The organism is Agrobacterium sp. RC10-4-1 (genome assembly GCF_014138475.1).
GTDB lineage: Bacteria > Pseudomonadota > Alphaproteobacteria > Rhizobiales > Rhizobiaceae > Agrobacterium > Agrobacterium pusense.
Map to the genome: position 1 here is coordinate 775,864 of NZ_JACJIT010000002.1, position 26,549 is coordinate 802,412.

Consider the following 26,549-nt stretch of genomic DNA (forward strand, 5'->3'; position numbering starts at 1 on the left):
GAACGGTAAATGACCGACATTCCTCCCAAAATTTCCTTTGCGACACGGTTGCGCAACAGCTTCCTTACGGGCGTTCTGATCCTCGCACCCGTCACCATTACCATGTGGCTGGTGTGGAGCTTCCTGCAATGGGCGGATAGCTGGGTGAAGCCCTATATTCCCGCCCGTTACGATCCCGAGCAATATTTCGATGTGGCCATTCCCGGCTTCGGCCTGCTGATCGCTGTCATCGGCATCACCCTCATCGGCTTTCTCGGCAATAACCTGATCGGGAAATGGATTGTCGGCGTCGGTGAATCCATCCTCAACCGCATGCCGTTGGTGCGGCCGATCTATAAAAGCATCAAACAGCTGTTCGAATCCGTCCTGAAGGAGCACTCGAACTCCTTCAAGAAGGTTGGCCTGATCGAGTTCCCGTCGTCAGGCACATGGGCGATGGTGTTTGTGGCTTCCGAGGCAAAGGGCGAACTCGCCCATCGCTTCAACGAGATGGGCCAGCAGATGGTCGCCGTCTTCCTGCCGCCCACACCGGTGCCGACGGCGGGCTTCCTGCTGTTCGTGCCCAAGGACAAGATCGTGATGCTGGACATGACCCCGGAGGATGCGGCGAAGCTGCTGATCTCGGGTGGTCTTGTGGCGCCGGATTTCAAGCCGCCGAAGATGATCGCGCCGGTCTAATCTAGAGAACGCCCGGGATGTCCGTCTGCGAAAAGTCGTTACCGACATAAAGCAAACGGCAACCCTCTGTTTTCGCCAGCTCGTAGGCAAAGCAGTCGCCGAAATTTAGTCCGGCAGGATGAACGCCCTTGCCCCAAATGCGATAAGCTTCCGAAACGCCATGCGCCGATTTGGGGGTGACGGGCTTGATTTCGGCGCCCAGACCTTCGATCAGCATCTCTAGTTCCCGGCTACGGTCGCGCCGCTGCGCCACGATCATGGCCTCCGCAAGCGTCCCCGCTGAAATGAGCAGAGGTTCATCAGTTTCGAGCGCTGAGGCGCAGGAATCCGCTTTGGGTTCATCGAGCAGGATCGTCATCAGAGCCGACGTATCGATAACGATCATTTCGGAAGGCCGTGCTCGTCATAGAGAAAATCCTGACTATGCGCGGCATCCGGGCCATTATCGCCTTTGTTGGCGACAGTCGCGCGCACTTTTGCGAGCGCGGCGCTACGGGATGTTTTATCCGCCACGACGGTGACCGGAACCAGCCGCACGGCTGCGTGGCCATGACGGGTGAGAATGACCTCATCACCGGCTTCGGCGCGGCGTACCAGTTCGGTAAGCTGACTTTTTGCATCAGTCACGGATATCTGCACGGCTAACCTCGGGCGTTAAAGTTAGCGTTATATTAGTCCATTCAATGGACCATATCAATCCTCGTCGTCCAGATCATCCACGTCTGTTCCTGTAGTCGTGGCGTGGAACACCGGCACGAAGAGCCGCATATAGACCAGCCTCACGCTCCAGCCTTCTTCCAGCGCCCGGCTCCATGCCTTTTTGCGGCCGGGCTTCTTGAACGCCTTGCCAATCGCCTTCTTCTCGCTCTTCGCAAATGTTTCGGGCTGGAGGATGTTCTGCGGCGAGCAGAGCGCGTAGCCCTTGCGGAAGGCGGGTGGCGGGCGGCGCGGGTCGATCATGTTCATGGGCGTTCACTTTCAGCCGGCGTGCAGGAAACGAATCGCTTCGTCGCGGCGGTGCAGATAGAGCAAGGTGCGTAGCGCATCGCCGCGTGGACCTATCAGTTCCGGGTCGCGCTCGATGACATAGGCGGCGTCCTTGCGGGCGATTTCCAGGAGGTCGGCATGAGCCTCGAGGCTGGCGATGCGGAAGCCAGGCGTGCCTGATTGACGCGTGCCGAGCAACTCGCCTTCGCCGCGCAGCTTCAAATCTTCCTCGGCGATCAGGAAGCCGTCCTCGCTGTCGCGCAGGATGGAGAGCCGTGCGCGGCCGTTTTCGCTGAGCGGGCCCTTGTAGAGCAGGATACAGGTGGAGGCCTCGTCGCCGCGTCCGACGCGGCCGCGAAGCTGGTGCAGCTGGGCGAGGCCGAAACGTTCGGCGTGTTCGATGACCATGATCGTCGCGTCAGGCACATCGACGCCGACTTCGACCACCGTAGTCGCCACCAGCAGGCGGGTTTCGCCGTTCTTGAAGGCGAGCATGGCGGCGTCCTTCTCCGGGCCGCTCATACGCCCGTGAATGAGGCCGATGTTGGCGCCGAGCATCTGCGAGAGAACCGCGTGGCGCTCCTCCGCCGACATCAGGTCGGACTCCTCCGTCTCCTCCACCAGCGGGCAAATCCAGTAGGCTTTTTTGCCGTCCTTCAGCGCTGCGCGCAGCCGCTCGACAATATCGCCGATGCGTTCGGTGGGGATCGTCACCGTCTGGATGGGTTTGCGGCCCGCCGGTTTTTCGGTGAGCTTGGAGACATCCATGTCCCCGAAGGCGGCCAGTACCAGCGTGCGTGGAATGGGCGTGGCGGTCATGACCAGCATATGCGGCGTGATGCCCTTGGCGGTGAGGCGCAGGCGCTGATGCACGCCGAAACGGTGTTGTTCATCCACCACGGCCAGCACAAGGTTCTTATAGGTGACGCTGTCCTGGAACAGCGCATGGGTGCCGATGACGATCTGCGCTTCGCCCGAGGCCACGCGCTCCTCGATCTCGCGGCGTTCCTTGCCCTTGGTGCGGCCGGTCAGCACTTCCACCGTGAGGCCCACGGCCTGAGCGAGTTTAGAGATGGTGGCGTAATGCTGGCGGGCGAGAATCTCGGTCGGCGCCATCAGCACCGCCTGTCCGCCGGCCTCCACCGCCGTCGCCATGGCCATCAGCGCCACCAGCGTCTTGCCGGCCCCCACATCGCCCTGCAACAGCCGCAACATGCGGTCTTCGCCAGCCATGTCGGTCAGGATATCCTTGACGGCGGCGCTCTGGCTTGCCGTCAGCGAGAAGGGCAGTTGCGCGAGGATTTTGGCGGCGATATCGCCCTTGGCGCGGATTGGCTGGCCCGCCACCTTGCGCAGCCGCTGGCGCACCAGCGCCAGTGACAGCTGTCCTGCGAGGAATTCGTCATAGGCGAGCCGTCGGCGCGCCGGGGCTTGCGGTTCGATATCGGCACTGTCGCGCGGGTCGTGGAGCTCGCGGAAGCTGGATGCCACGTCACCGAAGCCCTGCCGGGTCTTGAGCGTCTCATCGATCCATTCCGGGAAAACCGGCAGCTTCGAGAGCCCGCCTTCGATCGCCTTGCGCAACACCTTGGCGGAAAGGCCGGCGGTCATGGGATAGACGGCTTCCACAAGGGGCAGATTTTCCGCCTCGGAAAGCTTCACCATGAAATCCGGGTGCACCATGGAGGCGCGGCCGTTGAACCAGTCCACCTTGCCGCTGACAAGAACCTCTTCATCGACGGGCAGGGCCTTGGACAGCCAGTCGCCCTTGGCGCGGAAGAAGGTCAGCGCCAGTTCGCCGGTCTCGTCATGCAGGAAGACGCGATAGGGCGCGTTGCGGTTTCCCGGCGGTGGCGGCTGATGGCGGTCGACACGTCCCTGAATGGTGACAATGGCGCCAGGTGCTGCAAGCGCGATGCCGGGACGGTTTCGGCGGTCGATGACGTTGGAGGGCGCGTGGAACAAAAGGTCGATAACGCGCGTATCGTCCGCATTCTCCCGTCCCAGAAGTTTTGCCAGGAGATCGGCAAGCTTCGGCCCCACGCCGGCAAGCGTGGAGACGGAGGCAAACAGCGGATCGAGAATGGCCGGGCGCATGGGCAGCAAAATCGGGGAAGGGGACGGCTTATGCAAGACTTCGCAGGTCACAAAGCCGGGTTATCACCGGCAGATTTTCGTGGCGGTGGTATTATTTCGATAAAAACCGGTTCCCAAGCGTTCGCCTCCTGTTCTATAGGAGGTCGCAGTCAACACATTGTTGATTAGTCAACCGAAAGGTGAATGCGATGACTGGACTGGTGCGCACGAGTGCCGACCTCGATCCGAGACGCCGGCGGATACTTTACCGCTGCTGGCACCGCGGCATTCGCGAGATGGACCTCGTTCTCGGGCAATTCGCGGAAGACAATATCGCGCTGCTTTCCGATGACCAGCTCGATGAGCTTGAAGTCATCATGGCGGAAGAGGATAACGACCTCGTCAAGATGGTGACGGGGGCGCTTGCCATCCCGGAAAAATTCCAGACCCCGCTGTTTGAAAAGATCGCATCCTATCGTCCCGATTTCGATCTCGTCACCGCAGACAATGTGAAAGCCTGAAACCATGATAGCCGGATTCGATGCAAAGCTGGTGTCGTCGGCCGATACGCCGCTGACCATCGGAAACGTGCCCGCAGGCATGGAGGCGCTGCTGCTTGCCGAGATGGCGCGCGCAGGCACCTCGGTTGCCTATGTGATGTCGGATGGCCAGCGCATCGCCGATCTCGAACAAATTCTAGGTTTTGTTGCGCCCGATATTCCGGTCATGACGCTGCCGGCCTGGGACTGCCTTCCCTATGACCGCGTGTCACCGAGCGCCGACACGTCGGCGCGTCGCCTGGCGGCGCTTGCCGGTCTCATCAGCCACGCGAAGAAACCGCATCCGGCCATCGTGCTGGTCACCGTCAACGCGATGCTGCAGAAGATGGCGCCGCGCGACATCATCGAAAGCCTTGGCTTCTCCGCGAGACCCGGCAACCAGATTCGCATGGAGGATATTGCCGCGCGGCTGGAGCGCAACGGTTTCGACCGGGTTGCGACGGTGCGTGAGGTGGGCGAGTTCGCCGTGCGCGGCGGTATTCTCGATGTTTTCGTGCCGGGCACCGAGGAGCCTGTGCGGCTCGATTTCTTCGGCGATACGCTGGAGAGCATCCGTACCTTCGATCCGGCCAGCCAGCGGACCATCGGCCAGGCGCGCTCGCTCGATCTGAACCCGATGAGTGAAGTGACGCTGACGCCCGATACGATCAGCCGGTTTCGTAAGAATTATCTCTCGCTGTTCGGTGCGGCGACGCGCGACGATGCGCTTTATCAGGCCGTTTCCGAGGGCCGCCGTTATGCCGGCATGGAGCACTGGCTGCCGCTGTTTTACGAGAAGCTGGAGACCGCCTTCGATTATCTGAAGGGGTTCCGCATCGTCACCGATCACACGGCACGCGAGGCGGCCAAGGAGCGCTCCAAGCTGGTGCTCGATTATTACGAGGCGCGGCGTGCTTCCGGCGAGACGAAGGGATCGACGCAGGGTGCGCCCTACAAGCCCGTGTCTCCCGGCCAGCTTTATCTCAACGGCAAGGATTTCGACACGGCCCTGTCTGCCGTCAATGCCGTGCGTCTGACGCCCTTCAATGAGCAGGATAGCGAGGGAAGACCCGTCGCCACGCTGGACGCGCATGTCGGCCCGCGCTGGGCGCGGCAGCCAACCGAAGGCGAAAGCGAAGAGCGGGTCAATGTCTTTGCCCTGGCTGTGAAACAGATAGCCGAGCGCCGCGCCAAGGGCTGGAAGGTGCTGATAACAGGCTGGTCGGAAGGCTCGCTCGACCGGTTGCTGCAGGTGCTGAACGAACACGGGCTTGAGAAGATCAAGCCGGTTACCTCGCTAAAAGAGGTGGAGAAGCTTGGCAAAGGCGAGGCGGCCTCGGCGGTGCTGAGCCTTGAGGCCGGTTTCGAAACCGGAAATCTTGCCGTTATCGGCGAGCAGGACATTCTCGGCGACCGCATGGTGCGGCGCTCCAAGCGCCGCAAACGCGGTGCGGATTTCATTTCGGAAGTGGCCGGTCTGGACGAGGGCTCGCTCGTCGTTCATGCCGAACACGGCATTGGTCGTTTTGTCGGCCTGCAGACCATCGAGGCGGCGGGCGCACCGCGCGCCTGTCTCGAACTGCACTATGCCGATGATGCCAAGCTGTTTTTGCCGGTTGAAAACATCGATCTCCTCTCGCGTTACGGCTCGGACGCGGCAGAGGCAACGCTCGACAAGCTCGGCGGCGGCGCATGGCAGATGCGCAAGGCCAAGCTCAAGAAGCGCCTGCTCGACATGGCCGATGAGCTTATCCGCATCGCAGCGGCGCGTCTCGTGCGCCATGCGCCGGAGCTTGTCGCGCCCGATGGGCTCTATGATGAGTTTGCTGCCCGTTTCCCTTATGATGAAACTGAGGACCAGCTGAACGCCATCGAGGCGGTGCGGGAGGACCTCGCGGCCGGCCGGCCGATGGACCGTCTCATCTGCGGCGACGTTGGCTTCGGCAAGACCGAAGTGGCGCTGCGCGCCGCCTTCCTTGCCGCCATGAATGGCGTGCAGGTGGCTGTTGTGGTGCCGACCACGCTGCTCGCCCGCCAGCATTTCCGGACTTTCTCGGAGCGTTTCCGCGGGTTGCCCATCCGCGTGCAGCAGGCTTCCCGTCTCGTCGGCTCCAAGGAACTGGCGCTGACCAAAAAGGAAGTTGCCGATGGCAAGACCGATATCGTCGTCGGCACGCATGCGCTGCTCGGTGCGGGCATCAGCTTTGCCAATCTCGGCCTGCTCATCATCGATGAGGAGCAGCATTTCGGCGTCAAGCACAAGGAGCGGCTGAAGGAGCTGAAAAGCGATGTGCATGTGCTGACGCTATCGGCGACGCCCATTCCGCGCACCTTGCAGCTCGCTATGACCGGGGTTCGCGAACTGTCGCTCATCACCACGCCGCCTGTCGACCGCATGGCGGTGCGCACCTTCATTTCGCCATTTGACCCGCTCGTCATTCGCGAGACGCTGATGCGTGAGCATTATCGTGGCGGCCAGAGTTTCTACGTTTGCCCGCGGCTTGCCGATCTCGCCGATATCCATGCCTTCCTGCAATCGGATGTGCCGGAACTGAAGGTGGCGGTGGCGCATGGGCAGATGGCGGCGGGCGAGCTGGAAGACATCATGAACGCCTTCTACGACGGCAAATATGATGTTCTGCTGTCGACCACCATCGTCGAATCCGGCCTCGACGTGCCGACCGCCAATACGCTGATCGTGCATCGCGCCGATATGTTCGGTCTTGCCCAGCTTTACCAGCTGCGTGGCCGTGTAGGCCGCTCCAAGGTGCGCGCCTTCGCGTTCTTCACCCTGCCGGTCAACAAGGTGCTGACCACGACTGCCGAGCGCCGGCTGAAGGTGCTGCAATCGCTCGATACGCTCGGCGCCGGTTTCCAGCTAGCAAGCCACGATCTTGATATTCGTGGTGCGGGCAATCTACTCGGGGAAGAACAGTCCGGCCATATCAAGGAAGTCGGCTTCGAGCTTTATCAGCAGATGCTGGAAGAGGCTGTCGCCGAAGTGAAGGGTGACGAGCAGGTGCAGGATAGCGGCTGGTCGCCGCAGATTTCGGTCGGCACATCCGTCATGATCCCGGAAGATTACGTTCCCGATCTGCATCTTCGCATGGGCCTTTACCGCCGGCTTGGCGAGCTTGCCGATATCAGCGAGATCGACGGTTTCGGCGCTGAAATGATCGACCGTTTCGGCCCGCTGCCGAAAGAAGTGCAGCATCTTCTCAAGATCGTCTACATTAAGTCGCTCTGCCGCATTGCTAATGTCGAGAAGCTGGATGCCGGGCCGAAGGGCGTTGTCGTTCAATTCCGCAACAAGGAATTCCCGAACCCGGCGGCGCTTGTCGGTTACATTGGCAAGCAGGGATCGATGGCGAAGATCCGTCCCGATCACAGCCTTTTCCTCAACCGCGATCTGCCGACGCCGGAAAAGCGGCTGACGGGTGCGGCGATGATCATGACGCAGTTGGCGGAGCTGGCTCGGTCGTAGATTTGAGCCTTTGGGGGGTGTCGGTGGGTGTGGCTTTACCCCCCTCTGCCCTGCCGGGCATCTCCCCCACAGGTGGGGAGATCGATATGCGGCAAGGTTTTGCCAATATCAACGTTAGAGAATGAAGTGGTGACAGTGCGTCTTGCCGATCTCCCTCCTTGTGGGGGAGATGCCCGGCAGGGCAGAGGGGGGTAAACCACACCCATCTTTGGCTCATTATCCATTAGCCAATCCCTCGAAAACTCCACTCACTGCCTTCAGCGAAAATTACCGCAATGTAACGAAACGGACATCTACCGGTATTCTTCGCAGGCGTAATCTCATCCTCATACCCGGTGCGGCGGATGAGTGGATGCCGCCGGGTGATGAAGGAGCAGGACGATGTGGACCAATATCAACAGGTTTGCCACCGCTGGTCTGGTTGCCTTGACAATTGCGGGCACCACAATTGCCACCACCAGTCAGGCGGAAGCGCGCAATAATTTCGGCCGCGGCCTTGCCGCCGGTATTGCCGGCACGATCATTGGCGGAGCGCTGATTGCGGGTGCAAGGCACCCGGGCTACGCTTACGGCCCCGCCTATTACGCGCCGGCTTATGGTCCGCCCGTCTATGCTGCGCCGGCTTATGGCCCGCCGGTCGTTTATGAACCCGTCTATCCCCGCTGCCATGTAGCCTGGAGGCAGAACGCCTGGGGCGACATGTATCGGGTCAGGGTTTGCGATTGATTGAACGCCGGACCGGCGGTGCCTGAAGCGCCGCCGGTTTTTTCGCTCTCTGGGGCTAGTGACTGTCTTCCGGCGTAATACCGACAGCCACGTTCTGGTCTGTCGCGGCGATGGAGGCGGGCAATGGCACCTTTCTCTGTTTCTCGCGGAGCAGTGTCAGCAGGCCGGAGCCGACGATGAGGGCGATGCCGATCAACATCCAGCCGTCGATACGATCGCCAAAAATCAGATAACCGAACAGGATGGCCCAGAGCATCTGGCTATATTGCGTCGGGCCGATCATGGCGGCGGGCGCATATTGGGCGGCGTACATGACCAGAATGTTGCCAAGCGCGCCGAGCAGGCCGTATCCTGCCAGCAGCAGCCATTGTTCGCCACCCGGCATGACGAAGCTCGGCACCATGGCAACGCCGCTGATGACGAGACAGCCCAGCACGCCCGCACCATAAAGCGAAACATTCTTTTCCGATGGGCCCATGGCGCGGAAGATCACGATGCTGAGCGCGCCGCTGAAGCCGGCGATGATGGCGCCCAGATGGCCTATGCCCAGTTCACGGAATCCGGGCCGCAGGATGATGAGCACACCCAGAAAACCGATGATGACGGCCGACCAGCGGCGAATGCCCACCTGTTCCTTGAGAAACATCACCGACATGATGGTGACGAAGGACGGAAGCAGGAAGATCAGCGCGAAAGCTTCCGCCATGGAAAGATGGGTAAAGGCAGTCACGCTGCCGACAGCGCCGGTGCCGGCCGAAAAAAAGCGGATGATCCAGAGCGGCCGGTTGGTTGTTTTCACCACATCCAGCCAGCTGTCGTTGCGTTTGCGGATGAAGGGCAGGGCGACGAGGCCGAACAGGGCCCCGAAGAAGGCCGATTCTATGGGAGAAATCTGACCTTCAATGAGTTTAACGCTGGCATCGCTCCAGGCATAGGCAGCGAAGGCTGCAAAGGCGAGCAGAATGCCTTTCAGGGTCTGGTCGGACACGGAAACACCGGCAAAAATCGAGTTGTTGAAAACCGCCGGCGGTTTGACCGTCAGTTCATCGATCTATGCTCGTCCGCCTTGATTTTTGCAATATCCCGCAATGCAGCAATCAGGACATCGGGTGTTTGTGCACCGCTTATGGCGTATTTCTGGTCGATGATGAAAAAGGGCACGCCGGCGACACCCATCTGCTGGGCGGCATCGATTTCAGCGACGACCGTATCCTTGTCCGCGTCCGAAGCCAGCAGCCGCTCGACGACTTTCGCATCCATGCCGGCCTTTGCGGCAACGTCGACCAGCACGGCATGATCGCCGATATTGCGGCCTTCCTCGAAATTGGCCTTGAACAGGCCGGTCACGACGCGTTCCTGGACGTCGCGGCCTTCGGAATGGGCCCAGAGCGACAGGCGATGGGCATCGAGCGTGTTCGGCCCGATCTTGATCGCGTCGAAATCGTAGGTAATGCCGACTTCCCTGCCGAGCTGAACCAACGTGGCATGGGCCTGTTCCAGACGCTCCTTGCCGAGCTTTTCCTCGAGAGCGGCTTTCTGGTCGACTCCTTCCGTCGGATAGTCCGGGTTGAGGCGGTAGGGACGCCAGTTCACGTCGACGCTGATTTCATCCTGCACTTCGGCAATGGCGAGATCGAGCCGGGCCTTGCCGAGATAACACCACGGGCAGATCATGTCCGATACGACGTCAACAACGATGCGTTCCATGGCTGATGTTCCTTATATGATCGACATGACGGTGGCAGGTTATTGCGCCCGCGCGTCCCACCAGGTCTGTTTCTGATTGCCCTGTATTGGAGTGATATCCGGGCGGTCGATATATTTCCAGCGGGCGACCCATTGGGCGCCGATATAATAGAGCGGAATGATATAATGTCCCGCCACAAGCAGGCGGTCATAAGCGCGCACGGCCGCCTGGAAATCTTCCGTCGAGCGGGCCTGCAACAGCGCCTCTATCATCCGGTCTATATCGGGATTGGCAACACCTGCATAGTTGAAGCTGCCCTGCGCATCACGCGAGAGTGAGTTCCAACGGTTCAGCTGCTCCATGCCGGGCGAAAGCGACGAGGGCAGGGAGCGGATGATCATGTCGTAATCGAAGCTGTTCGAGCGCGACTGGTATTGCCCGTCATCAACCGAGCGAATGCCCATGGCGACGCCGATCAGGTTCAGCGAACGCTGATAGGCCAGCGCGATACGCTCCTGCGCCGGGTTCTGCGTCATGATTTCGAAAGCGAGCTGGCGGCCATTGGCATCGGACATCCTGCCGTTCTTGATGCTGTAGCCAGCCTCTTTCAGCTTGTCGACGGCCATTTTGAGCACCTTCCGGTCGGCGCCTGTGCCGTCTGTCGTGGGCAGAGCGTAGGTGCCGGCCAGCAACTCCGGAGACATGGTCTTCGCCGCGTCGCCGAGCAGCGCCAACTCGCGCGCGTCGGCGGCGTTGCCATAGGCGCCGAGCGGCGAGTTCTGCCAGTAGCTCTGCGTCCGCTTGAAGGAGCCGCCGAGGATGTTTTTGTTCATCCACTCGAAATCGAAGGCATAGGTAAGGCCTTCGCGTACCTTTTCGTCAGCGAAGACGGCACGGCGGGTGTTGAAGACGAGACCGAACATGCCAGTCGGCAGGCGCGGCTGGAACACGTCCTTGACGATATCGCCGCGATGCACGGCGGGGAAATTATAGGCTTGCCCCCAGTGGGAGGTATCGGAAGTGCCATTGATGGCATCGCCTTCCGGGTAGATGTCGATATCGCCCTTCTTGAAGGCCTCGAACATGGTCGTGACCTGAAGGAAATAGGTGATGCTGATCTCGTCGTAATTATCGAAACCGACTTTGCCGGGAATGTCCTTGCCCCAGTAGTCGGGGTTTCTCTCCCAGATGATTCGTTCACCCGGGCGCAGCGTCTTGATTCGGTAAGGGCCGGAGCCGACAACCGCACCGAGGCCCGCCTGCTCGAATTTTTCCGGATCGGTCGCGTGTTTCGGCAGGATCGGCGTTGAAGAGGCGAGGATGAGAGGCGTTTCGCGATTCGCCTTTTCGTTGAAGGTGAAGCGCACGCTGTGTTCGCCGGTCTTCTCCATCTTGGCTACGCCGTCGAGACGGCTGTTGAATGGCGGGCGGCCCTTTTCCTTCAGGAGATTGAAGGTGAAGATCACGTCATCAGGCGTTACCGGCTCGCCATCCGACCATTTCGCCTTGGGGTTGATGTTGAACTGAACGAAGCTGCGCTCGTCGTCCCACTCCACGGTTTCGGCGAGCAGCCCATAGAGGCTGAAGGGCTCGTCGCTGGAGCGAGACATCAGAGGCTCGTAAAGAAGATTGCCGAATTCCGGATCCCAGACGCCGCGGGCGGTGGTGCGCATTCCCTTGAGAACGAAGGGGTTCAGGCTGTCGAAGGTGCCGACCACGCCATAAGAAATGCGGCCGCCTTTCTTCACGTCCGGATTGACATAAGGCAGGTGTTGGTAATCTGCGGGAAGCGCTGGCGTGCCATGCATCGAGATGGCGTGCAGCGGTTGCGCTACCGCACTCCCGCCGGGAAGCAGGGATGATCCCAAAAGAAACAATGCGGGGATGAGGGCCGCAAGGTTGCGCATGTCACTGTCCTGTCTCAACTGTCCGTCCGATGTGCGTCAGGACCGTTTATCGTCATGATTCTGGCAGATATGTAGCACACGGACATTGCATGACCCATGCAAGCGCGGGAAATCTTGGCTCCGCTCAAGAAAAAGTTAAAGAAGTGCTGGATATCGCCGCGAACGGCATGTAACAGGGGGACCGGAAGAGACGGGTCACGCATTTGCCTCATTTAAACGACAGTTGAACGGGCAGAAGGATACCGCCATCGACGAACAGGACCTTGAGCGGTTCTGTTCTGGCAGACATTCAGGAGACGGAACTCTTATGATGCACAAGGCAAACACATTCACCCGGACGGCTCTGTCCGCTCTGGTCCTCTCTCTCGGCGCTGTGTCCGCTCCGGCCATCTCGCAGGCGCAGGATGCTGCTCCGGCTGCTCAGGGCGCTGGCGCTCCGCCGCTCGGCTGGTTCAAGACCTGCTCCAAGCAGGAAGACAACGATGTCTGCGTTGTGCAGAACGTGGTTCTCGCCCAGAACGGCCAGATGATCACGGCCGTTGGCCTCATTACCGTTGAAGGCAAGGTCAACCGCAAGCTGCTGCAGGTTTCCGTTCCGACCGCGCGTCTCATTCCTCCGGGTGTGATGATGCAGATCGATGGCGGCAAGGGTCAGAAGCTCGATTACGCCGTTTGCCTTCCCGACAAGTGCACGGCTGAAGTGCCGCTGACGGACGCCATGATCGCTTCGCTGAAGAAGGGTAGCGAGGTGGTCTTCACCTCCATCAACTTCCGCCGCGCGCCGAACCCCATCAAGATCGCGCTTTCCGGTTTCACCGGCGCTTATGACGGCCCGGCAATCACCCAGTCGCAGCTGGCCGAAAGCCAGCGCAGCCTGCAGGAAGGCATGCAGAAGAAGGCGGAAGAAGCTCGCAAGAAGCTCGAAGCTGCTCAGGATGCTGCCAAGGGCGCGCCGAAGCCCTGATTGCCGCGCAAGCTTCAAAAAAACAGAAAACCGGTCTGGCGACAGACCGGTTTTTTTATGCGTGCTCGATATCCCCGGGAGGAGGGAGATGCTTGGCGGGCGTCAGTGCGCCGTGGACATTTTCGGGCGCCATTCGCCGTTCGGCGCCTTGTCAAAGATGCGGCCGATGTTGGGATTTCGGAGCGGCGTCTCGTTTTCGTCGTGGACGAGGTTCTGTTCGGAAACATAGGCGACATATTCCGTCTCCTCGTTTTCGGCGAGAAGATGATAGAAGGGCTGGTCGCGTTCCGGCCTGATTTCCGCGGGAATAGCGTTCCACCATTCCTCGGTATTGGCATATTCCGGGTCCACGTCGATTACCACACCGCGGAACGGAAACACCTTGTGGCGAACGATCTCGCCAAGCGTGAATTTTGCGTTTCTTTGTTTCATGGCATGTACTTCCTTTCCCAATACTAGTTGGTATCGGAACGCGAAATATCAAGACCTGGCGCTTTGACGCCGCTCTGCCGTTCGTGTTCAGCGTCCTTTGCTGATTGGCGCGGTGGCGATGATGACGCCGCCGGTGACCAATACGATGCCGATGGCATGATAGGTCTCGAAGGATTCGCCGAGAAACACCGTGGCCATGAGGATCGAGACCGGCGGCATCATGTACAGCGTAATTCCCGCCGTGGCGGGACCGAAAACGCGTACCGTGTGGGTAAAGCAATAAAAGGCCAGAAGTGAGGCGAACAGGATGATGCCGCCGATCTTCGCCCATGCAACAGGCGTGGCAGGCAGCATGCCTCCCTGTGCCAGTTCCAGTGCTGCCGGCGGCAGAAGGACAAGCGCGCCGGAAAAAGCAATCAGTCCGAAGAGACTGAAGGACGCCATCTGCCGCGCCGCCGGATCGCGCAGCAGCAGGGAATAGATCGCAAAGGCAATGGCTGCGGTCAAAATTGCAAAGTCGCCGATGTTGAAATTCATGTGCCGGAGAGCGGAGATATCGCCCTTGAGCACGATGGCGGCGACGCCGGCGAAGGCGATAATCATGCCCGCCACTTCAAGCTTCCGGATCGGCCGGCCCTGAAAGATGTGCTGGAACAGGATGATGAACAGCGAGGAGGTGGTGTAGATCAGCGTGCCGTTGGCGGCCGTGGTCATGGTGAGGCCCCAATAGACCACGCCGCCGCAGATGCCCATGCCGAGAATGCCGAGGACGAGCCAGAGCAGCGTCTTGTGCCGCACGAAAGCAAGGCAGTTGCGCCAGTCGGCGATCATGAAGGGCGCGATGATGAGCGTCGAGCCGATCCAGCGGATGAAGGCGGCGATGAAAGGCGAGACCTCACCGACGACGCCGCGGCCGAAAACGACGTTGCTGGCGAAAAAGAAGGGAACGGCCAGAAAGATGAGCCAGTCCGTGAGGCGGGTTTGCTGCGTGGCTGGCGTGTTCGGCATTCTTCACGGTCAGGGTTGAACTTCAAAAGAAAACGGCGGCTTTCCGGGGAAAACCGCCGCGATGAATGGAGCGCCCCGGTGGAGCGCCCGCAGGGCCGATCAGGCCGAGTAGTACATGTCGAATTCGACCGGGTGAGGGGTCATTTCGAAACGCATGACTTCCTGCATCTTCAGTTCGATGAAGCTATCGATCTGGTCGTCGTCAAACACGCCGCCTGCGGTCAGGAACTTGCGGTCCTTGTCGAGGCTTTCCAGCGCTTCACGCAGCGAACCGCAGACGGTCGGGATCTTCTTCAGTTCCTTGGCAGGAAGGTCGTAAAGGTCCTTGTCCATCGGCTTGCCGGGATGGATCTTGTTCTTGATGCCGTCGAGGCCGGCCATCAGCATGGCCGCAAAACCGAGATAGGGGTTCTGGGTCGGGTCCGGGAAGCGGACTTCGACGCGCTTTGCCTTCGGGTTGGAGCCGAAGGGGATACGGCAGGAGGCGGAACGGTTGCGCGCGGAGTAAGCGAGCAGAACCGGCGCTTCATAACCCGGCACCAGACGCTTGTAGGAGTTGGTGGTGGGGTTGGTGAAAGCGTTGATGGCCTTGGCATGCTTGATGATGCCGCCGATGTAATAGAGGCAGGTCTCGGAAAGACCGGCATATTCATCGCCTGCGAAGGTCGGCTTGCCGCCCTTCCAGATCGACTGGTGAACGTGCATGCCCGAGCCGTTGTCGCCGAAGATCGGCTTCGGCATGAAGGTTGCCGTTTTGCCATAGGCATTGGCGACCTGGTGCACAACATACTTGTAGATCTGCATCTTGTCGGCGCTGGAGACCAGCGTGTCGAACTTCACGCCCAGCTCGTGCTGTGCGGCAGCCACTTCGTGGTGATGCTTTTCAACGACGACGCCCATTTCGGCGAGAACCGTCAGCATTTCGGAGCGCATGTCCTGCAGGCTGTCGATCGGCGGAACCGGGAAATAACCGCCCTTGACGCGCGGACGGTGGCCGAGGTTGCCGGTCTCGTAGTCGGTGTCGTCATTGGACGGCAGTTCGGACGAATCGAGCTTGAAGCCGGTGTTGTAGGGATCTGCCTTGTATTTCACATCGTCGAAGACGAAGAATTCAGGCTCGGGACCGACGAAAACCGTGTCGCCGATACCTGATGCCTTGAGGTAGGCTTCGGCCTTCTTGGCGGTGCCGCGCGGGTCGCGGTTATAGGCTTCGCCCGAGACCGGGTCGAGAATATCGCAAAGGACGACCAGGGTGGACTGGGCGAAGAACGGGTCGACATGGGCGGTGGCCGGATCTGGCATCAGCACCATGTCGGACTCGTTGATGGCCTTCCAGCCGGCGATCGAGGAGCCGTCGAACATGACGCCGTCGGCGAACATGTCTTCGTCGACGCATACCACGTCCATGGTGACGTGCTGCAGCTTGCCCTTGGGGTCGGTAAAGCGCAGGTCCACGAACTTGATGTCGTTATCCTTGATCTGCTTCAAGATATCGTTTGCGGTCGTCATTTAAACTTTTCCTTGAGTGTGATGATGACGAGGTGAAAACCCAAGCCTCCCCGGCTCAGGACTTTTTTAATTATATGGCGTCCACGCCTGTTTCACCGGTACGGATGCGGATTACTTCCTCGACATTGGAAACGAAAATCTTTCCGTCGCCGATGCGTCCGGTCTGCGCCGCATTGCGGATCGCCTCGATGACGGCTTCCGCATTCTCATCCGCCAATACGACTTCGACTTTCACTTTCGGCAAAAAGTCCACGACGTACTCTGCACCGCGGTAGAGTTCCGTGTGGCCTTTCTGACGACCAAAGCCTTTTGCTTCCGTGACCGTGATTCCCTGAAGTCCGACTTCCTGAAGGGCTTCCTTCACTTCGTCGAGCTTGAAAGGCTTAATGATCGCTTCGATCTTTTTCATGAGAAAATATCTCTCCGCTTCTCCCGTTAAAGCAGGTAACTCCCGCTCTGCCACAAGAATGCACGTATTGTGCCAGATCGGAAGCGGGCTTGAAGAAAAAACTTCGCCCCGCGGCCATTCCCGCACAAAATGCATTCGCTTTTCGCGGTTCTACCGGCAATTCGTCACTAGAATCCGAAAAATCCATCAGCATTTCTGCGGTTTTCTTTAATATTAGAAATTTTTAAAATTCGATTATGCTGTGGTCGCGGGTTGAGCTATTGCACATATTATATGCATTTGAGTATTTTTTGGTCTCCGAATTTTGCTTATTTTTGTATCGATTGCCTTTCCTGCGTTTTGAAGGAATGATGTGGCATGACCTCCATTTCCGAGTTCCTCCTTATCGACCCGGCTGTGATGGCGCGCATCGATGCGGCAGCCGGCCAATCCGGCATCCCGCTTTACGATTTGATGGAGCGTGCGGGGCAGGCGGTGGCTGCTTCGGCGCTTCGGCATTACCCGCAGGCGCTGCGCTTCGTCGTCCTGTGCGGCAGCGGGAATAACGGAGGTGACGGTTATGTTGCGGCGCGGGAGCTGGCGCAAAGCGGCGCTAAAGTCGAGGTCCATCATCTCGGCGATATCGGCCTTCTCAAGGGGGATGCACGCGTGGCCTTGGAGCGGAGCGGCGTGACGCCGCTGCCGCTTGATGCCTATACGCCTCTTTCCGGCGACGTGGTGATCGACGCCGTGTTCGGAGCCGGGCTGTCCCGCGATGTTCCGCCGGAGCTAGTCCGGCTGATCGAGGCGGTCATGCAGGCGAAGGTGCCGGTTCTTGCCGTGGATCTGCCCTCGGGGCTTTGCGGCCGGCGTGGCGTGGCGCTTGGCGCATCGTTCAGGGCGGAGCGCACGATCACCTTCATGGCGCGCAAGCCGGGTCATCTGCTGATGCCGGGGCGGGAGCTTTGCGGAGCGCTGGAGGTTTTCGATATCGGCATACCGTTGCGTATCCTGGAGGCTCATAGGGGATCGGTGGCGGAAAACGATCCGTTTGTCTGGCGGGATGCCTTGCCGCGCGCCGGTATGGAGACCCATAAATTCCGCAGGGGGCACCTGACGGTCTTCTCGGGCCCCGCCCATGCGACGGGTGCTAGCCGCATGACCGCGCTTTCAGCGCTGAAGGCGGGGGCGGGGATCGTTACTGTCGCAGCGCCGAAAGCGGCGCTCGACGTGCTGTCTGTCACATTGACGGCCGTTATGAACGTTCCGATGGACAATGCCGACGATCTACGCGTGTGGCTTGACGATGAGCGCCACGGCGCCTTCGTTCTCGGCCCGGGCTTCGGCGATCTCGAAAAGGCGCGGCAACTCGTGTCGCTGCTTGGCGACAAGTCGGTGGTGCTGGATGCCGATGCGATCACGGCCTTCAGGGATGATACGGATGTCCTGTTCGAGCGTATCACTTCCGGTGCGGGCAAATTCGTGCTGACACCGCATGAGGGCGAGTTCGCCCGGCTGTTTGCCGATCTGGCGGCCGATGGGAGGCTGAGCAAGATCGAGAAGGCGCAGGTCGCTGCGGCGCGCAGCGGCGCGGTTCTGGTCTATAAGGGTGCGGACACGGTGATCGCTTCGCCCGATGGCCGGGCGCTGGTCAATACGAACGCCCCGGCGAGCCTTGCGACGGCGGGATCGGGTGACGTTCTGGCCGGTATCATCGGCGCGCTATTGGCGCAGGGCGCACCTGCCTTCGAAGCGGCTGCAGCCGGGGTCTGGCTGCATGGCGAGGCGGGCGACAGAGCGGGCGCCGGCATGACGGCGGAGGACCTCGCCCATGCGGTTCGGCCGTTTGGGTGAATTGGTCTGATTTGCTGGCTGCTCGCTGAACCTGCGCTCTTACCACAGTTCCATCATCCGCACTTCGTCACCCCGGACTGGATACGGGCTCCAGCGCGATCAGGTCCTTGATCGCGAAATACTCTTCTCACGGCGCAGACGCGCGGTGGCTGGATGCCGGATCTAGTCCGGCATGACGGAGGACAGGTTTTTGCTCTGAGACAAGTCCTGTCGCGCTCGGGACCTTCAACTCCGCCTTCAATGGGCGGCCTTGCCTGCCTGGCTCGCCATTGCCATGCGCGAAGCACTGATCAGCAGCTTGCGCTCGGCGCGCTCCTGCTGCGGGGTGCGATTGTAGATTTCGCGATAACACTTCGAGAAATGCGACGCTGACACGAACCCGCAGGCGACGGCGACTTCCACCACCGGCATGGCCGATTGCACCAGCAGGTGACGGGCGCGGTCAAGGCGGATTTCAAGGTAATAGCGGGCGGGCGAGCGGCCCATTTCCTGGCGGAAGAGGCGTTCCACCTGCCGGCGCGACAGATCGGCGGCGTCGGCGATATCGAGCAGCGACAGCGGCTCGGCAAGATTGCCTTCCATCAATTCGATGATCGACAGAACCTTGCTGTTCTGCACGCCAAGGCGGGCGCGCAGCGGCAGGCGCTGGCGGTCGTTGGGGCTGCGCACGCGGTCGGTCAATTGCTGTTCGCAGACGCGGTTGACGAGGTTCTCGCCGAAATCCTGGCCGATCAGGCTCAGCATCATGTCGAGCGAGGCCGTGCCGCCGGCGCAGGTATAGATGTTGCTGTCGACTTCGAAGAGATCTGCGTAGACTTCCACCTGCGGGAAGGCTTCGGAAAAGCCGGGCAGGTTTTCCCAGTGGATCGCGCAACGTTTGCCGTTGAGGAGGCCAGCCTGCGCAAGGATATGGGCGGCGGTACAGAGGCTGCCGATGGCGATACCGCGATTATAGGCTTCGCGCAGCCAGGCGTTGACCGATTTGTTGATGTGTTGATCCACATCGATGCCCGAACAGATGATTGCCATTTCCGGGCGGTTTTCGCCGCTGACGTAACGCCGCTCATCTGCAAGACAGGTATCGGCCTCAAGACAGATGCCGCTCGAGGACATGACCTTCTGGCCATCGAGCGAGGCGATGCGCCATTCATAGGCCTGGTAGCCCAACATTCGGTTGGCGATGCGAAGCGTTTCAACCGCTGCGGCGAAGGGCAGCATGGTAAATTGCGGAATGAGAAAAAAGACGATTGAGCGCTTCTTCTGGGAGTTTCTGCTCATTTGCCCGTGCTCCGTTGCGAATACGCAATTCCTCCCTTGGAATTGGTCTTCTGGATGTCCTGTATGCGACATCTTTAACGAAAAATACGCCGTGGAATCGGGGCTGTCAAAAAATAGCTTTTGAAATATGCAAATTTTGCGACAAGCCTTTTTAAAGGGCGTCGCGTCGCATGTAAAACAGGCAGGCCAATTTACGCCCGGGGGCCGCCATTTACCCGCAGAGGGCGATGGCTCGCGGGCGTAAGAAAGGCTGCGAGCCATCGGCCGGCGGTCATTTGCGAATGACGCTTCTGCCGTAGTTGTCGGTTGTGGGCCATCCGATATCCTTCAATGTTTCAGGCGGGAGCGCTTCCAGCGCGCGGAGCATCCTCGCACGGCGCCATGACGCATAATGGGAGGCGATATTGCCTGACAGGCGCTGCAGCCAGCCGGCGGATGACGGGCGATGCGGGGAGCGGTTCGCCGCGGGCAGGTAATGTATCATGGTCATGTCTTCATCCTTTCCTGAACCACGATTGATGTGAGGATGGTGCGCCGTTGTTGACATTCAATCAAACGAAATGATATCCATCTATAAATCAAAATATTTGAAGGTGCGTGCCATGACCGTGACTTTCCGCCAACCGCTGCCGTTGCTGGATAACGACATATTGAGGACCTTCGTCGCCATTGCGGAAACGGGAAACTTCTCGACCGCCGCCGAAGTCGTGTTCAGAACACCATCGGCCGTTTCGATGCAGATCAAGAAGCTAGAAGAGCAGCTGAAAACGACGCTGTTCCTGCGCGATGCGCGTTCGGTGACATTGACGGCGCATGGGGAGACGCTTCTGACTTATGCGCGCCGCATGATTGCCTTGTCCAACGAGGCGGTGTCGCGTTTCGTCATGCCCGAATTGTCCGGTGTGGTGCGTCTCGGCGCACCGGAGGATATTGGCGAGCGCGGGCTGCTGCCGGGCATTCTCAAGCGTTTCGCCGAGGCTTTCCCCGGCATCATGATCGACGTCACAATCGATGCCAGCTCCAATCTCTATAAGCGGATGGACGAGCAGCGTCTTGATCTCGCCCTCGTCAACTGTGCTTCACATCCGCTGAGGGATACCGGCGAGGTGCTGATGCGCGAACGGCTCGTCTGGGCGGGTGCGAAATGCGGCACGGCCTATCTGCGCGATCCGCTGCCGATCTCGATATGGGAAGAGGGCTGCATCTGGCGTTCGGAGGCGATTCATTCGCTGGAAAAACGTGGGCGCAATTTCCGCGTGGCTTATCTCAGCGGCCACACGATGGCACAGCGTGCGGCGATTGCCGCGGATCTCGCCATCGCGCCGCTGCCACGATCTTATGTGCTGAACGACATGGTCATTCTGGGTGAGAAGGAAGGCCTGCCGGAACTCGGCTATTTCGATATCCGGCTGATTATGGGCGACAAGGCGTCGCGGCCGGTGCTCGCGGTGGCGGAAAGCATTCGCAATGCATTCGTCGAGGTCGCGAAGGCGGCATGAGGCGAAGGAACGCGTCACGGCCATCATGCGCCGTCGACGCGCCGCTTAGATCGCCACCGAACCCGTGGCTGCGGCGTGATCCGCGTTTTCGGTCCGCCAGCTGCCACGACTGACCAGCCAGTCTGACGACGCCTGCAGCCCGCCGAAGGGAAAGACATGGATCTGCCGGATCGGTCCTTGCGGATTGTCCCGCCAGTGCCGTTCGATCGGCCCGACGATGCTTTCCGGTGAATGGCCCCTGGCAAGCGTGGTCAGGGAAAGCGCGTTTTTCTTGAGATAGGCAATGGAATTGCCGACACCGCAGAGCGCGGCGTATTTCAGGAGCGTGGTGATCTTGGCCGGGCCGGAAACGCCGATATGCACCGGCAGATCGATACCGGATGCGGCAAGCCCTTCTGCCCAGGCGATGAAGCGGGCGGAATCAAAACCGAACTGGGTGACGATGCGCATGGCGGCGTCGGTTCTTTCGCCAAAATCGCGTTTCAGCCGCAACGCGGCCGTCGCCGTTTCGTCGTTGAAATCGGGGCTGCCTTCCGGATGACCGGCAATTGCGATATGCCTGATGCCGCAACGGTCGAAAATGCCCGTGGAAAGCATGTCGATGGTAGACGTGAACGGGCCCTCTGGCTTCTCGACGCCACCGCCGACCGCCAGCACGTCGGTCACGCCGGCGTCGCCGGCAAGCCGCTTCACCTGTTCCTCGAAATCGATGCGAGAGGCGATACGGCGGGCCGCAAGGTGCGGAACGGGCTCATAACCGAGATCACGCAGATGCTTTGCGGCATCGACCAGCTTCACCTGCGAGGCGGCTCCGGTATCTGTCAGATAAACGCGCACGCCCTGCGGAAAAAGACCGGCAAGACTTGCCGGGCCAAGCACCTGCGCGGGTGAGGCCTCGATGGAGGCGGGGATGACGGAAGTGGCGGAGATATCGGGCAATGTGTGCATGATCCTTTTGATTATCATGCACCGTTTTTGAGGCCAAGTCTGTGCCTGTTGCGGCAAGACAGCCCTGCATCTGCGACGAAGCTTGAGCCGAGCGCGGTGCCGGCGGCGCTACCAGACCCGTTTCGTCAGACCGTTCCAGAGCCATGTCCAGATTGTTGGTGGAAAGCGGAGCACCGACTTTCCGGGCGAGGGCGGCTGCGGCGCAAGGCTGCCGGACAAGGCGTCTTCGATGGCATTGATGGCGATATCGACCGAGGCTGCTGTCAAGAGAAGGGGATAGGTGGCGATGGTGTCGGACGGTGAGGGTTTCAGCCGTTTTTCGTAAAGTGTGGCGCCGGTATCCACACCCTTGTCAACGAGATGCACGGTTGCGCCGAAATTGCCCCGGTCCTTTTCCACCAGCGCCCAGTATCCACCCATCTGGCCGCGATAGGCCGGGTTGATGCCGGCGTGAAAATTGATGATGGGGCAGTGCAGGTCCCTGAGCGTCGCCGGCGTCAGCAGACGGCAGGAAATGGTGAAGATGACAGCCGGTTTCAGGAGATTGGCGGCCTTGCGACATTCTTCATCGTTCAGCGAGGCGAAATGCGTGACTGGAATGGTGCCGCCCAGATCAGGCAGGAGACCATGCTCCGCAATGATCTCTTTGCTTCTTCGTACCGTGAAGCGTTTGCCGAGCCGCGATGCGACCATCGTCGCCAGCTGGCCCACTGCGACAATCCAGCCGAGGCGTCTTGCCCGGCGCTTGAGGATGGCCGATTTGCTTTCGGGCTGTTCCATGAACACATGGATGTCGGGAAATCGCGCTGCCAGCGCATTGATCATGACGTTAGGGTTCACGCCGCCCGCCGTCATCACCAGAAGCCGATTATTGATGTCAGTCATGTCACCCACTGGATTTCTCAAGCCACGATCCACGCGCAGTTTCCCTCGCGAAGCTCAAAACCATGTTAATTTTCATCGACAGGATTTTTTGAAACGCCGCTGGAACCGAATTTTGGGACTCACGTTATTGTGACGCATATCACATCGGCGCTTGCCTCGGACGGCAAGTCATAGGGGAGTAGTTTCAAATGATCACACGCATTCTTTCGACCGTTTTCGTGGCTCTGCTGACCGTCGTGACGCTCAGTTCTTGCGGCAACACCATTCGCGGCATGGGCCGGGATACGGCGAACGCCGTGGATGCGACCCAGGATGCCGGCCGTAGCGTCGACCGCGCCGCCCGTCGCTGACGACATCTCCCCTTCTGAAAGTCCGGCGTCTCCCTGAAGCCAGGGTGACGCCTTTTCTTTGACCGAATTTCCCTGCGAATGTTCCCCTGAAGAGAATCACGGGGTGGGCATGAACAGATCGATGAAAAGACTGGCGAAGCTGCTGTTGCCGTTGCTGCTTCCATTTGCGGCCGAAGCGGGCGGGCAGGTGGATTTCTGCAGAATCGTGGATCATGCGGGCGGCCGCTATACCGTCTGCAGTTTCGATCCGGCGAAAAGCACCATCCGGATTTACGACCGCGACCATGTCTCAGGACAGGGATATCGTTCTTTCGCCGATCTATCCTCCGCGCTCTGGCGTCAGCACATGTTCAGTGTCTTCGCCATGAATGGCGGCATGTATCATTCCGATTATTCCCCCGTCGGGCTGTTTATCGAAAACGGCGTGGAACGTTCGCCACTCAGCACCCGCGGTGGCTGGGGCAATTTCCATCTTCTTCCGAATGGCGTGTTTTACCTGAAGGATCACAGGGCGGGCGTGCTGGCGACCGAAGCCTATCTGACGGCCGACCCGAAGCCCGATTTTGCCACCCAGTCCGGGCCGATGCTTGTTATCGACGGCGGAGTGCATCCGCGTTTTCTGCCCGACAGCGACAGCTTGAAGCGCCGCAACGGCGTCGGAGTCTCTCGCGATGGCATGGTACATTTTGCCATTTCGGACAATACCGTGCGCTTTTACGATTTCGCCACCCTGTTCAGGGATGTGCTGGATTCACCGAATGCGCTCTATCTCGACGGCACCATTTCCAGCGTCGATATTCCCGCGATGAAGAGGCGAGATTCATTGTTCCCCATGGGGCCGATCATCGCCGTGGTCGACAGGGTGCCGGATTAGTCGAGCCGATCAGATCGGCGCCTTGGGATAGGCTTTTTCAAGGCCGGCGGAAGCCGTCAGCCCCTTACGGAAGGCGAGATAAGCAGGATGCTGGCTTGCCTTCGCAATTTCCGCGAGGCGGATTTGCAGGCGGGCAGGGGCGTGGCCACCCAGCCATTCACCGGTGGCTTCAAGCTTCAGGCTATTAAGAAAACGAGCGCCGGCCTGCTGGTCGAGATAAAGGTTAAGGCCTGCCAGCAGGTTCTCGTCCTGCAGCGCGTTCTCCATCAGCAACGACACCCATGCCTTATCCTCACTCGCAAGCGAGGTCAGTTTCGAAGCAACAGTTTCACGGTCGGGGAAAGAGGATGTCTGCATGTGGGACTCGCATCGTTGCTGTTTGACCATGGTCGATAAAGCAGCGGTCGCAGCCATTCAAGATGGCTTTCAGCGGAAGAATTGCGACAGCAACGTGCCCGCGTCCGCCGTTTTCAACAGGTGTTTGTATGAAAGCTTTAAAAAACGGTTACACTTTAGCCTAAATTGCGGCGAGGACAGAAATGGCACTGTTTTCAGCGTCGCGCTAACGCTTTGTTTTTTAACATACCTATGCAAAGCGCGAATGGCAGCCCGTCGAAAACGCCTTCATTTAGCCGCTTTTTGCATTTGCCTTCCGCGCCGGATTTTAATAAATGCTTCCTCCACGGGCCGGGTCTTGAAGATCCCCCGGAGAGTGAATAGCTGGAGTAATCATGGAAGAAACCGCTCAGAAATCCTGCTGGGGCGTCACGTTGCGCGCACTCGCAGGCTTTGCCGCTTTTCTCGCATTGACGTACATTTTTGGCAGCCCATAAGCATCTCTCCTGATTGACGGGTTTTGAAACGGCGCGGTTTTCCTCTGGAAACCGTGCTGTTTTCGTTTCCGGGAGGCCCATGTCGCAGCTGCAAAAGCCGGTGCCGCTCTTTTGTGGCGATAAGTTCCAGCTTTGGATATGATGTGACGGAATCCATTACGCAGGAAAAACTCAATGTTTCTTTCGGTCTTTGACGTCTTCAAGATCGGTATCGGTCCTTCCAGTTCGCATACGATGGGACCGATGACGGCGGCCAACCGCTTTCTGGCGCTGATCCTCAGCGACGAGTGGCCGCGCCCCGCCGGTGCCGCCGTCGCGCGCATGAAGGTCAGCCTGCACGGGTCTCTCGCCTTCACCGGCATTGGTCATGGCACCGGCCGGGCAGTCATTCTCGGCCTGACCGGCGAGCGGCCGGACCTTGTCGATCCCGACGCGATGGACGCCATCATAGAGGCGGTGGAGAAGGCCGGTACGGTTACGCCGCCCGGCCATCCGACCTACGAGTTCAGGACGGCCGAAGATCTCGTCTTCGACAAGAAGAACCCGCTGCCAGGCCATGCGAACGGCATGACCTTCTCCGCTTTCGATAACCAGGGCAGGCTGCTGGTCAAGCGCATCTATTATTCCGTCGGCGGTGGCTTTGTCGTCACCGACACGGAACTGGAGGCGATCAAGCAGCGCGGCAAGACCATCGATAACGGCCCGCGCGTGCCCTATCCTTTCGCCACGGCGAAGGAAATGCTGGAAATGGCCGCGCGGTCCGGCCGCACCATCGCCCAGATGAAACGGGCGAACGAGGAGACGGTTGTTTCGCGCGAAGAGCTGAATGAACGGCTGGACCAGATTTGGGACGCGATGAACGGATGTATCGAGCGCGGGCTGAAGGTGGACGGCATCATGCCCGGCGGCCTCAAGGTGCGTCGCCGCGCCCGTTCGATCTATGAAAAACTGAATGCGGAATGGCGTAGCAACCGGTTGAATCCCGTCATGGCGAATGACTGGTTGAGCGTCTATGCCATGGCCGTGAACGAAGAAAACGCGGCCGGCGGCCGTGTCGTCACCGCGCCCACCAATGGCGCTGCGGGCGTGGTGCCGGCGACAGTGCGGTATTTCCGGCATTTCCATGAGGATGCCACCGTCGACGACGTGCGGGACTTTCTCCTCACGGCGGCAGCGATTGGCGGCATCATCAAGCATAACGCGTCGATTTCCGGCGCGGAGGTGGGCTGTCAGGGGGAAGTGGGATCGGCTGCGGCCATGGCGGCTGCAGGTCTTGCGGCGGTGATGGGCGGATCGCCCGAGCAGATCGAGAATGCGGCGGAAATCGCGCTCGAACATCATCTCGGCATGACCTGCGACCCGATCGCCGGATTGGTGCAGGTGCCCTGCATCGAACGCAACGCACTAGGCGCGGTCAAGGCGGTCACGGCGGCGTCGCTGGCGCTGAAAGGCGACGGTCAGCACTTCGTGCCGCTGGATGCCTGTATCGAAACCATGCGCCAGACCGGCAACGACATGAGCGAGAAATACAAGGAAACCTCAACCGGCGGCCTTGCCGTCAACGTTGTGGAGTGTTGAGCGGGCTGGGCGCCCGGCATGTCCGGCATGCTTGACGCCCGCCGCAAAAAGGCATTGATAGAGAC

26 protein-coding genes are annotated in these 26,549 nt (G+C 59.9%); 10 read left to right on the plus strand and 16 right to left on the minus strand.

The window, feature by feature from the left end; translation table 11 throughout:
- Window positions 1-9: 9 nt before the first annotated feature.
- Window positions 10-678 (plus strand): DUF502 domain-containing protein, encoded by a 669-nt coding sequence (locus FHW77_RS08275; RefSeq protein WP_004442327.1) that lies wholly within the window; start codon window positions 10-12, stop codon window positions 676-678.
- A gap of 1 nt (window position 679) precedes the next feature.
- Here FHW77_RS08275 and FHW77_RS08280 read toward each other — a convergent pair whose 3' ends face one another.
- From FHW77_RS08280 to recG, 4 genes are read right to left on the minus strand one after another with little or no spacing between them, the layout of a single operon-like run.
- Window positions 680-1,063 (minus strand): type II toxin-antitoxin system VapC family toxin, encoded by a 384-nt coding sequence (locus tag FHW77_RS08280; protein ID WP_004442325.1) that lies wholly within the window; start codon window positions 1,061-1,063, stop codon window positions 680-682.
- On the minus strand, window positions 1,060-1,317 hold the full coding sequence (locus FHW77_RS08285) for a type II toxin-antitoxin system Phd/YefM family antitoxin (protein ID WP_004442323.1): 258 nt from the start codon (window positions 1,315-1,317) through the stop codon (window positions 1,060-1,062). Before FHW77_RS08285 ends, FHW77_RS08280 begins: the two co-directional genes overlap by 4 nt.
- 54 nt (window positions 1,318-1,371) lie before the next feature.
- Window positions 1,372-1,644, minus strand: coding sequence for a hypothetical protein (locus FHW77_RS08290; protein WP_004442322.1), 273 nt, complete (start codon window positions 1,642-1,644; stop codon window positions 1,372-1,374).
- A 12-nt stretch (window positions 1,645-1,656) separates the two neighbouring features.
- Window positions 1,657-3,762, minus strand: coding sequence for an ATP-dependent DNA helicase RecG (gene recG / locus FHW77_RS08295; protein WP_004442320.1), 2,106 nt, complete (start codon window positions 3,760-3,762; stop codon window positions 1,657-1,659).
- A gap of 188 nt (window positions 3,763-3,950) precedes the next feature.
- Between recG and FHW77_RS08300 the strand changes: the two genes are divergently transcribed.
- From FHW77_RS08300 to FHW77_RS08310, 3 genes are all read left to right on the plus strand, one after another.
- Window positions 3,951-4,262 carry an FAD assembly factor SdhE gene (locus FHW77_RS08300; RefSeq protein WP_004442318.1) on the plus strand — a complete coding sequence of 104 codons (312 nt, stop codon included), beginning with the start codon at window positions 3,951-3,953 and terminating at the stop codon, window positions 4,260-4,262.
- A 4-nt stretch (window positions 4,263-4,266) separates the two neighbouring features.
- Entirely contained in the window at window positions 4,267-7,764 is a 3,498-nt protein-coding gene (mfd, locus tag FHW77_RS08305; protein WP_111814829.1) for a transcription-repair coupling factor, read from the plus strand.
- Window positions 7,765-8,145: 381 nt separating this feature from the next.
- The gene (locus FHW77_RS08310) at window positions 8,146-8,490 is read left to right on the plus strand and encodes a hypothetical protein (protein WP_004442315.1); all 345 of its coding nucleotides are present in this window, start codon (window positions 8,146-8,148) and stop codon (window positions 8,488-8,490) included.
- A 55-nt stretch (window positions 8,491-8,545) separates the two neighbouring features.
- Here the strand turns inward: FHW77_RS08310 and FHW77_RS08315 are convergent, their stop codons facing one another.
- The 3 genes from FHW77_RS08315 to FHW77_RS08325 are packed head-to-tail and all read right to left on the minus strand — an operon-like array spanning window position 8,546 to window position 12,084.
- Entirely contained in the window at window positions 8,546-9,478 is a 933-nt protein-coding gene (locus tag FHW77_RS08315) for a DMT family transporter (RefSeq protein WP_004442314.1), read from the minus strand.
- Window positions 9,479-9,528: 50 nt separating this feature from the next.
- Window positions 9,529-10,197 (minus strand): DsbA family oxidoreductase, encoded by a 669-nt coding sequence (locus tag FHW77_RS08320; RefSeq protein WP_004442313.1) that lies wholly within the window; start codon window positions 10,195-10,197, stop codon window positions 9,529-9,531.
- 39 nt (window positions 10,198-10,236) lie between these two features.
- On the minus strand, window positions 10,237-12,084 hold the full coding sequence (locus tag FHW77_RS08325; protein WP_004442312.1) for an extracellular solute-binding protein: 1,848 nt from the start codon (window positions 12,082-12,084) through the stop codon (window positions 10,237-10,239).
- 307 nt (window positions 12,085-12,391) lie between these two features.
- Between FHW77_RS08325 and FHW77_RS08330 the strand changes: the two genes are divergently transcribed.
- On the plus strand, window positions 12,392-13,048 hold the full coding sequence (locus FHW77_RS08330; RefSeq protein WP_004442311.1) for an invasion associated locus B family protein: 657 nt from the start codon (window positions 12,392-12,394) through the stop codon (window positions 13,046-13,048).
- Window positions 13,049-13,150: 102 nt separating this feature from the next.
- Here the strand turns inward: FHW77_RS08330 and hspQ are convergent, their stop codons facing one another.
- From hspQ to FHW77_RS08350, 4 genes are all read right to left on the minus strand, one after another.
- The gene (gene hspQ, locus FHW77_RS08335; RefSeq protein ID WP_004442310.1) at window positions 13,151-13,480 is read right to left on the minus strand and encodes a heat shock protein HspQ; all 330 of its coding nucleotides are present in this window, start codon (window positions 13,478-13,480) and stop codon (window positions 13,151-13,153) included.
- Between the two features lie 87 nt (window positions 13,481-13,567).
- Complete coding sequence (locus tag FHW77_RS08340; protein WP_004442309.1) at window positions 13,568-14,488, minus strand: DMT family transporter; 921 nt, start codon at window positions 14,486-14,488, stop codon at window positions 13,568-13,570.
- 99 nt (window positions 14,489-14,587) lie between these two features.
- Window positions 14,588-15,997: a type I glutamate--ammonia ligase gene (gene glnA / locus FHW77_RS08345; RefSeq protein ID WP_004442307.1), complete on the minus strand. Its 1,410-nt coding sequence runs from the start codon at window positions 15,995-15,997 to the stop codon at window positions 14,588-14,590.
- 70 nt (window positions 15,998-16,067) lie between these two features.
- Window positions 16,068-16,406: a P-II family nitrogen regulator gene (locus tag FHW77_RS08350; RefSeq protein ID WP_003515720.1), complete on the minus strand. Its 339-nt coding sequence runs from the start codon at window positions 16,404-16,406 to the stop codon at window positions 16,068-16,070.
- A gap of 357 nt (window positions 16,407-16,763) precedes the next feature.
- Between FHW77_RS08350 and FHW77_RS08355 the strand changes: the two genes are divergently transcribed.
- On the plus strand, window positions 16,764-18,239 hold the full coding sequence (locus FHW77_RS08355; protein WP_004442300.1) for a bifunctional ADP-dependent NAD(P)H-hydrate dehydratase/NAD(P)H-hydrate epimerase: 1,476 nt from the start codon (window positions 16,764-16,766) through the stop codon (window positions 18,237-18,239).
- A 237-nt stretch (window positions 18,240-18,476) separates the two neighbouring features.
- On the opposite strand, the gene FHW77_RS26960 is transcribed toward FHW77_RS08355, so the two are convergent.
- Both FHW77_RS26960 and FHW77_RS08365 read right to left on the minus strand, forming a co-directional pair.
- A complete protein-coding gene (locus tag FHW77_RS26960) occupies window positions 18,477-19,517 on the minus strand; it encodes a GlxA family transcriptional regulator (protein ID WP_004442297.1) in 1,041 nt (346 codons plus the stop codon).
- Window positions 19,518-19,788: 271 nt separating this feature from the next.
- Window positions 19,789-20,007 carry a DUF1127 domain-containing protein gene (locus FHW77_RS08365; RefSeq protein ID WP_004442294.1) on the minus strand — a complete coding sequence of 73 codons (219 nt, stop codon included), beginning with the start codon at window positions 20,005-20,007 and terminating at the stop codon, window positions 19,789-19,791.
- 70 nt (window positions 20,008-20,077) lie between these two features.
- Between FHW77_RS08365 and FHW77_RS08370 the strand changes: the two genes are divergently transcribed.
- Window positions 20,078-21,016 carry a LysR family transcriptional regulator gene (locus tag FHW77_RS08370; protein ID WP_169692031.1) on the plus strand — a complete coding sequence of 313 codons (939 nt, stop codon included), beginning with the start codon at window positions 20,078-20,080 and terminating at the stop codon, window positions 21,014-21,016.
- 45 nt (window positions 21,017-21,061) lie between these two features.
- On the opposite strand, the gene FHW77_RS08375 is transcribed toward FHW77_RS08370, so the two are convergent.
- On the minus strand, window positions 21,062-21,982 hold the full coding sequence (locus tag FHW77_RS08375; protein ID WP_034498988.1) for a methylenetetrahydrofolate reductase: 921 nt from the start codon (window positions 21,980-21,982) through the stop codon (window positions 21,062-21,064).
- A 90-nt stretch (window positions 21,983-22,072) separates the two neighbouring features.
- A complete protein-coding gene (locus tag FHW77_RS08380) occupies window positions 22,073-22,849 on the minus strand; it encodes a formyl transferase (protein WP_034498985.1) in 777 nt (258 codons plus the stop codon).
- Window positions 22,850-23,037: 188 nt separating this feature from the next.
- Here FHW77_RS08380 and FHW77_RS08385 point away from each other — a divergent pair, with 188 nt between their 5' ends.
- Window positions 23,038-23,199: an entericidin domain-containing protein gene (locus tag FHW77_RS08385; protein WP_004442283.1), complete on the plus strand. Its 162-nt coding sequence runs from the start codon at window positions 23,038-23,040 to the stop codon at window positions 23,197-23,199.
- 109 nt (window positions 23,200-23,308) lie between these two features.
- Window positions 23,309-24,073, plus strand: coding sequence for a phosphodiester glycosidase family protein (locus FHW77_RS08390; protein WP_004442280.1), 765 nt, complete (start codon window positions 23,309-23,311; stop codon window positions 24,071-24,073).
- 9 nt (window positions 24,074-24,082) lie between these two features.
- On the opposite strand, the gene FHW77_RS08395 is transcribed toward FHW77_RS08390, so the two are convergent.
- Window positions 24,083-24,430: a hypothetical protein gene (locus FHW77_RS08395; protein WP_004442278.1), complete on the minus strand. Its 348-nt coding sequence runs from the start codon at window positions 24,428-24,430 to the stop codon at window positions 24,083-24,085.
- Window positions 24,431-25,080: 650 nt separating this feature from the next.
- Between FHW77_RS08395 and FHW77_RS08400 the strand changes: the two genes are divergently transcribed.
- Window positions 25,081-26,484: an L-serine ammonia-lyase gene (locus FHW77_RS08400; RefSeq protein ID WP_004442275.1), complete on the plus strand. Its 1,404-nt coding sequence runs from the start codon at window positions 25,081-25,083 to the stop codon at window positions 26,482-26,484.
- Window positions 26,485-26,549: the final 65 nt, after the last annotated feature.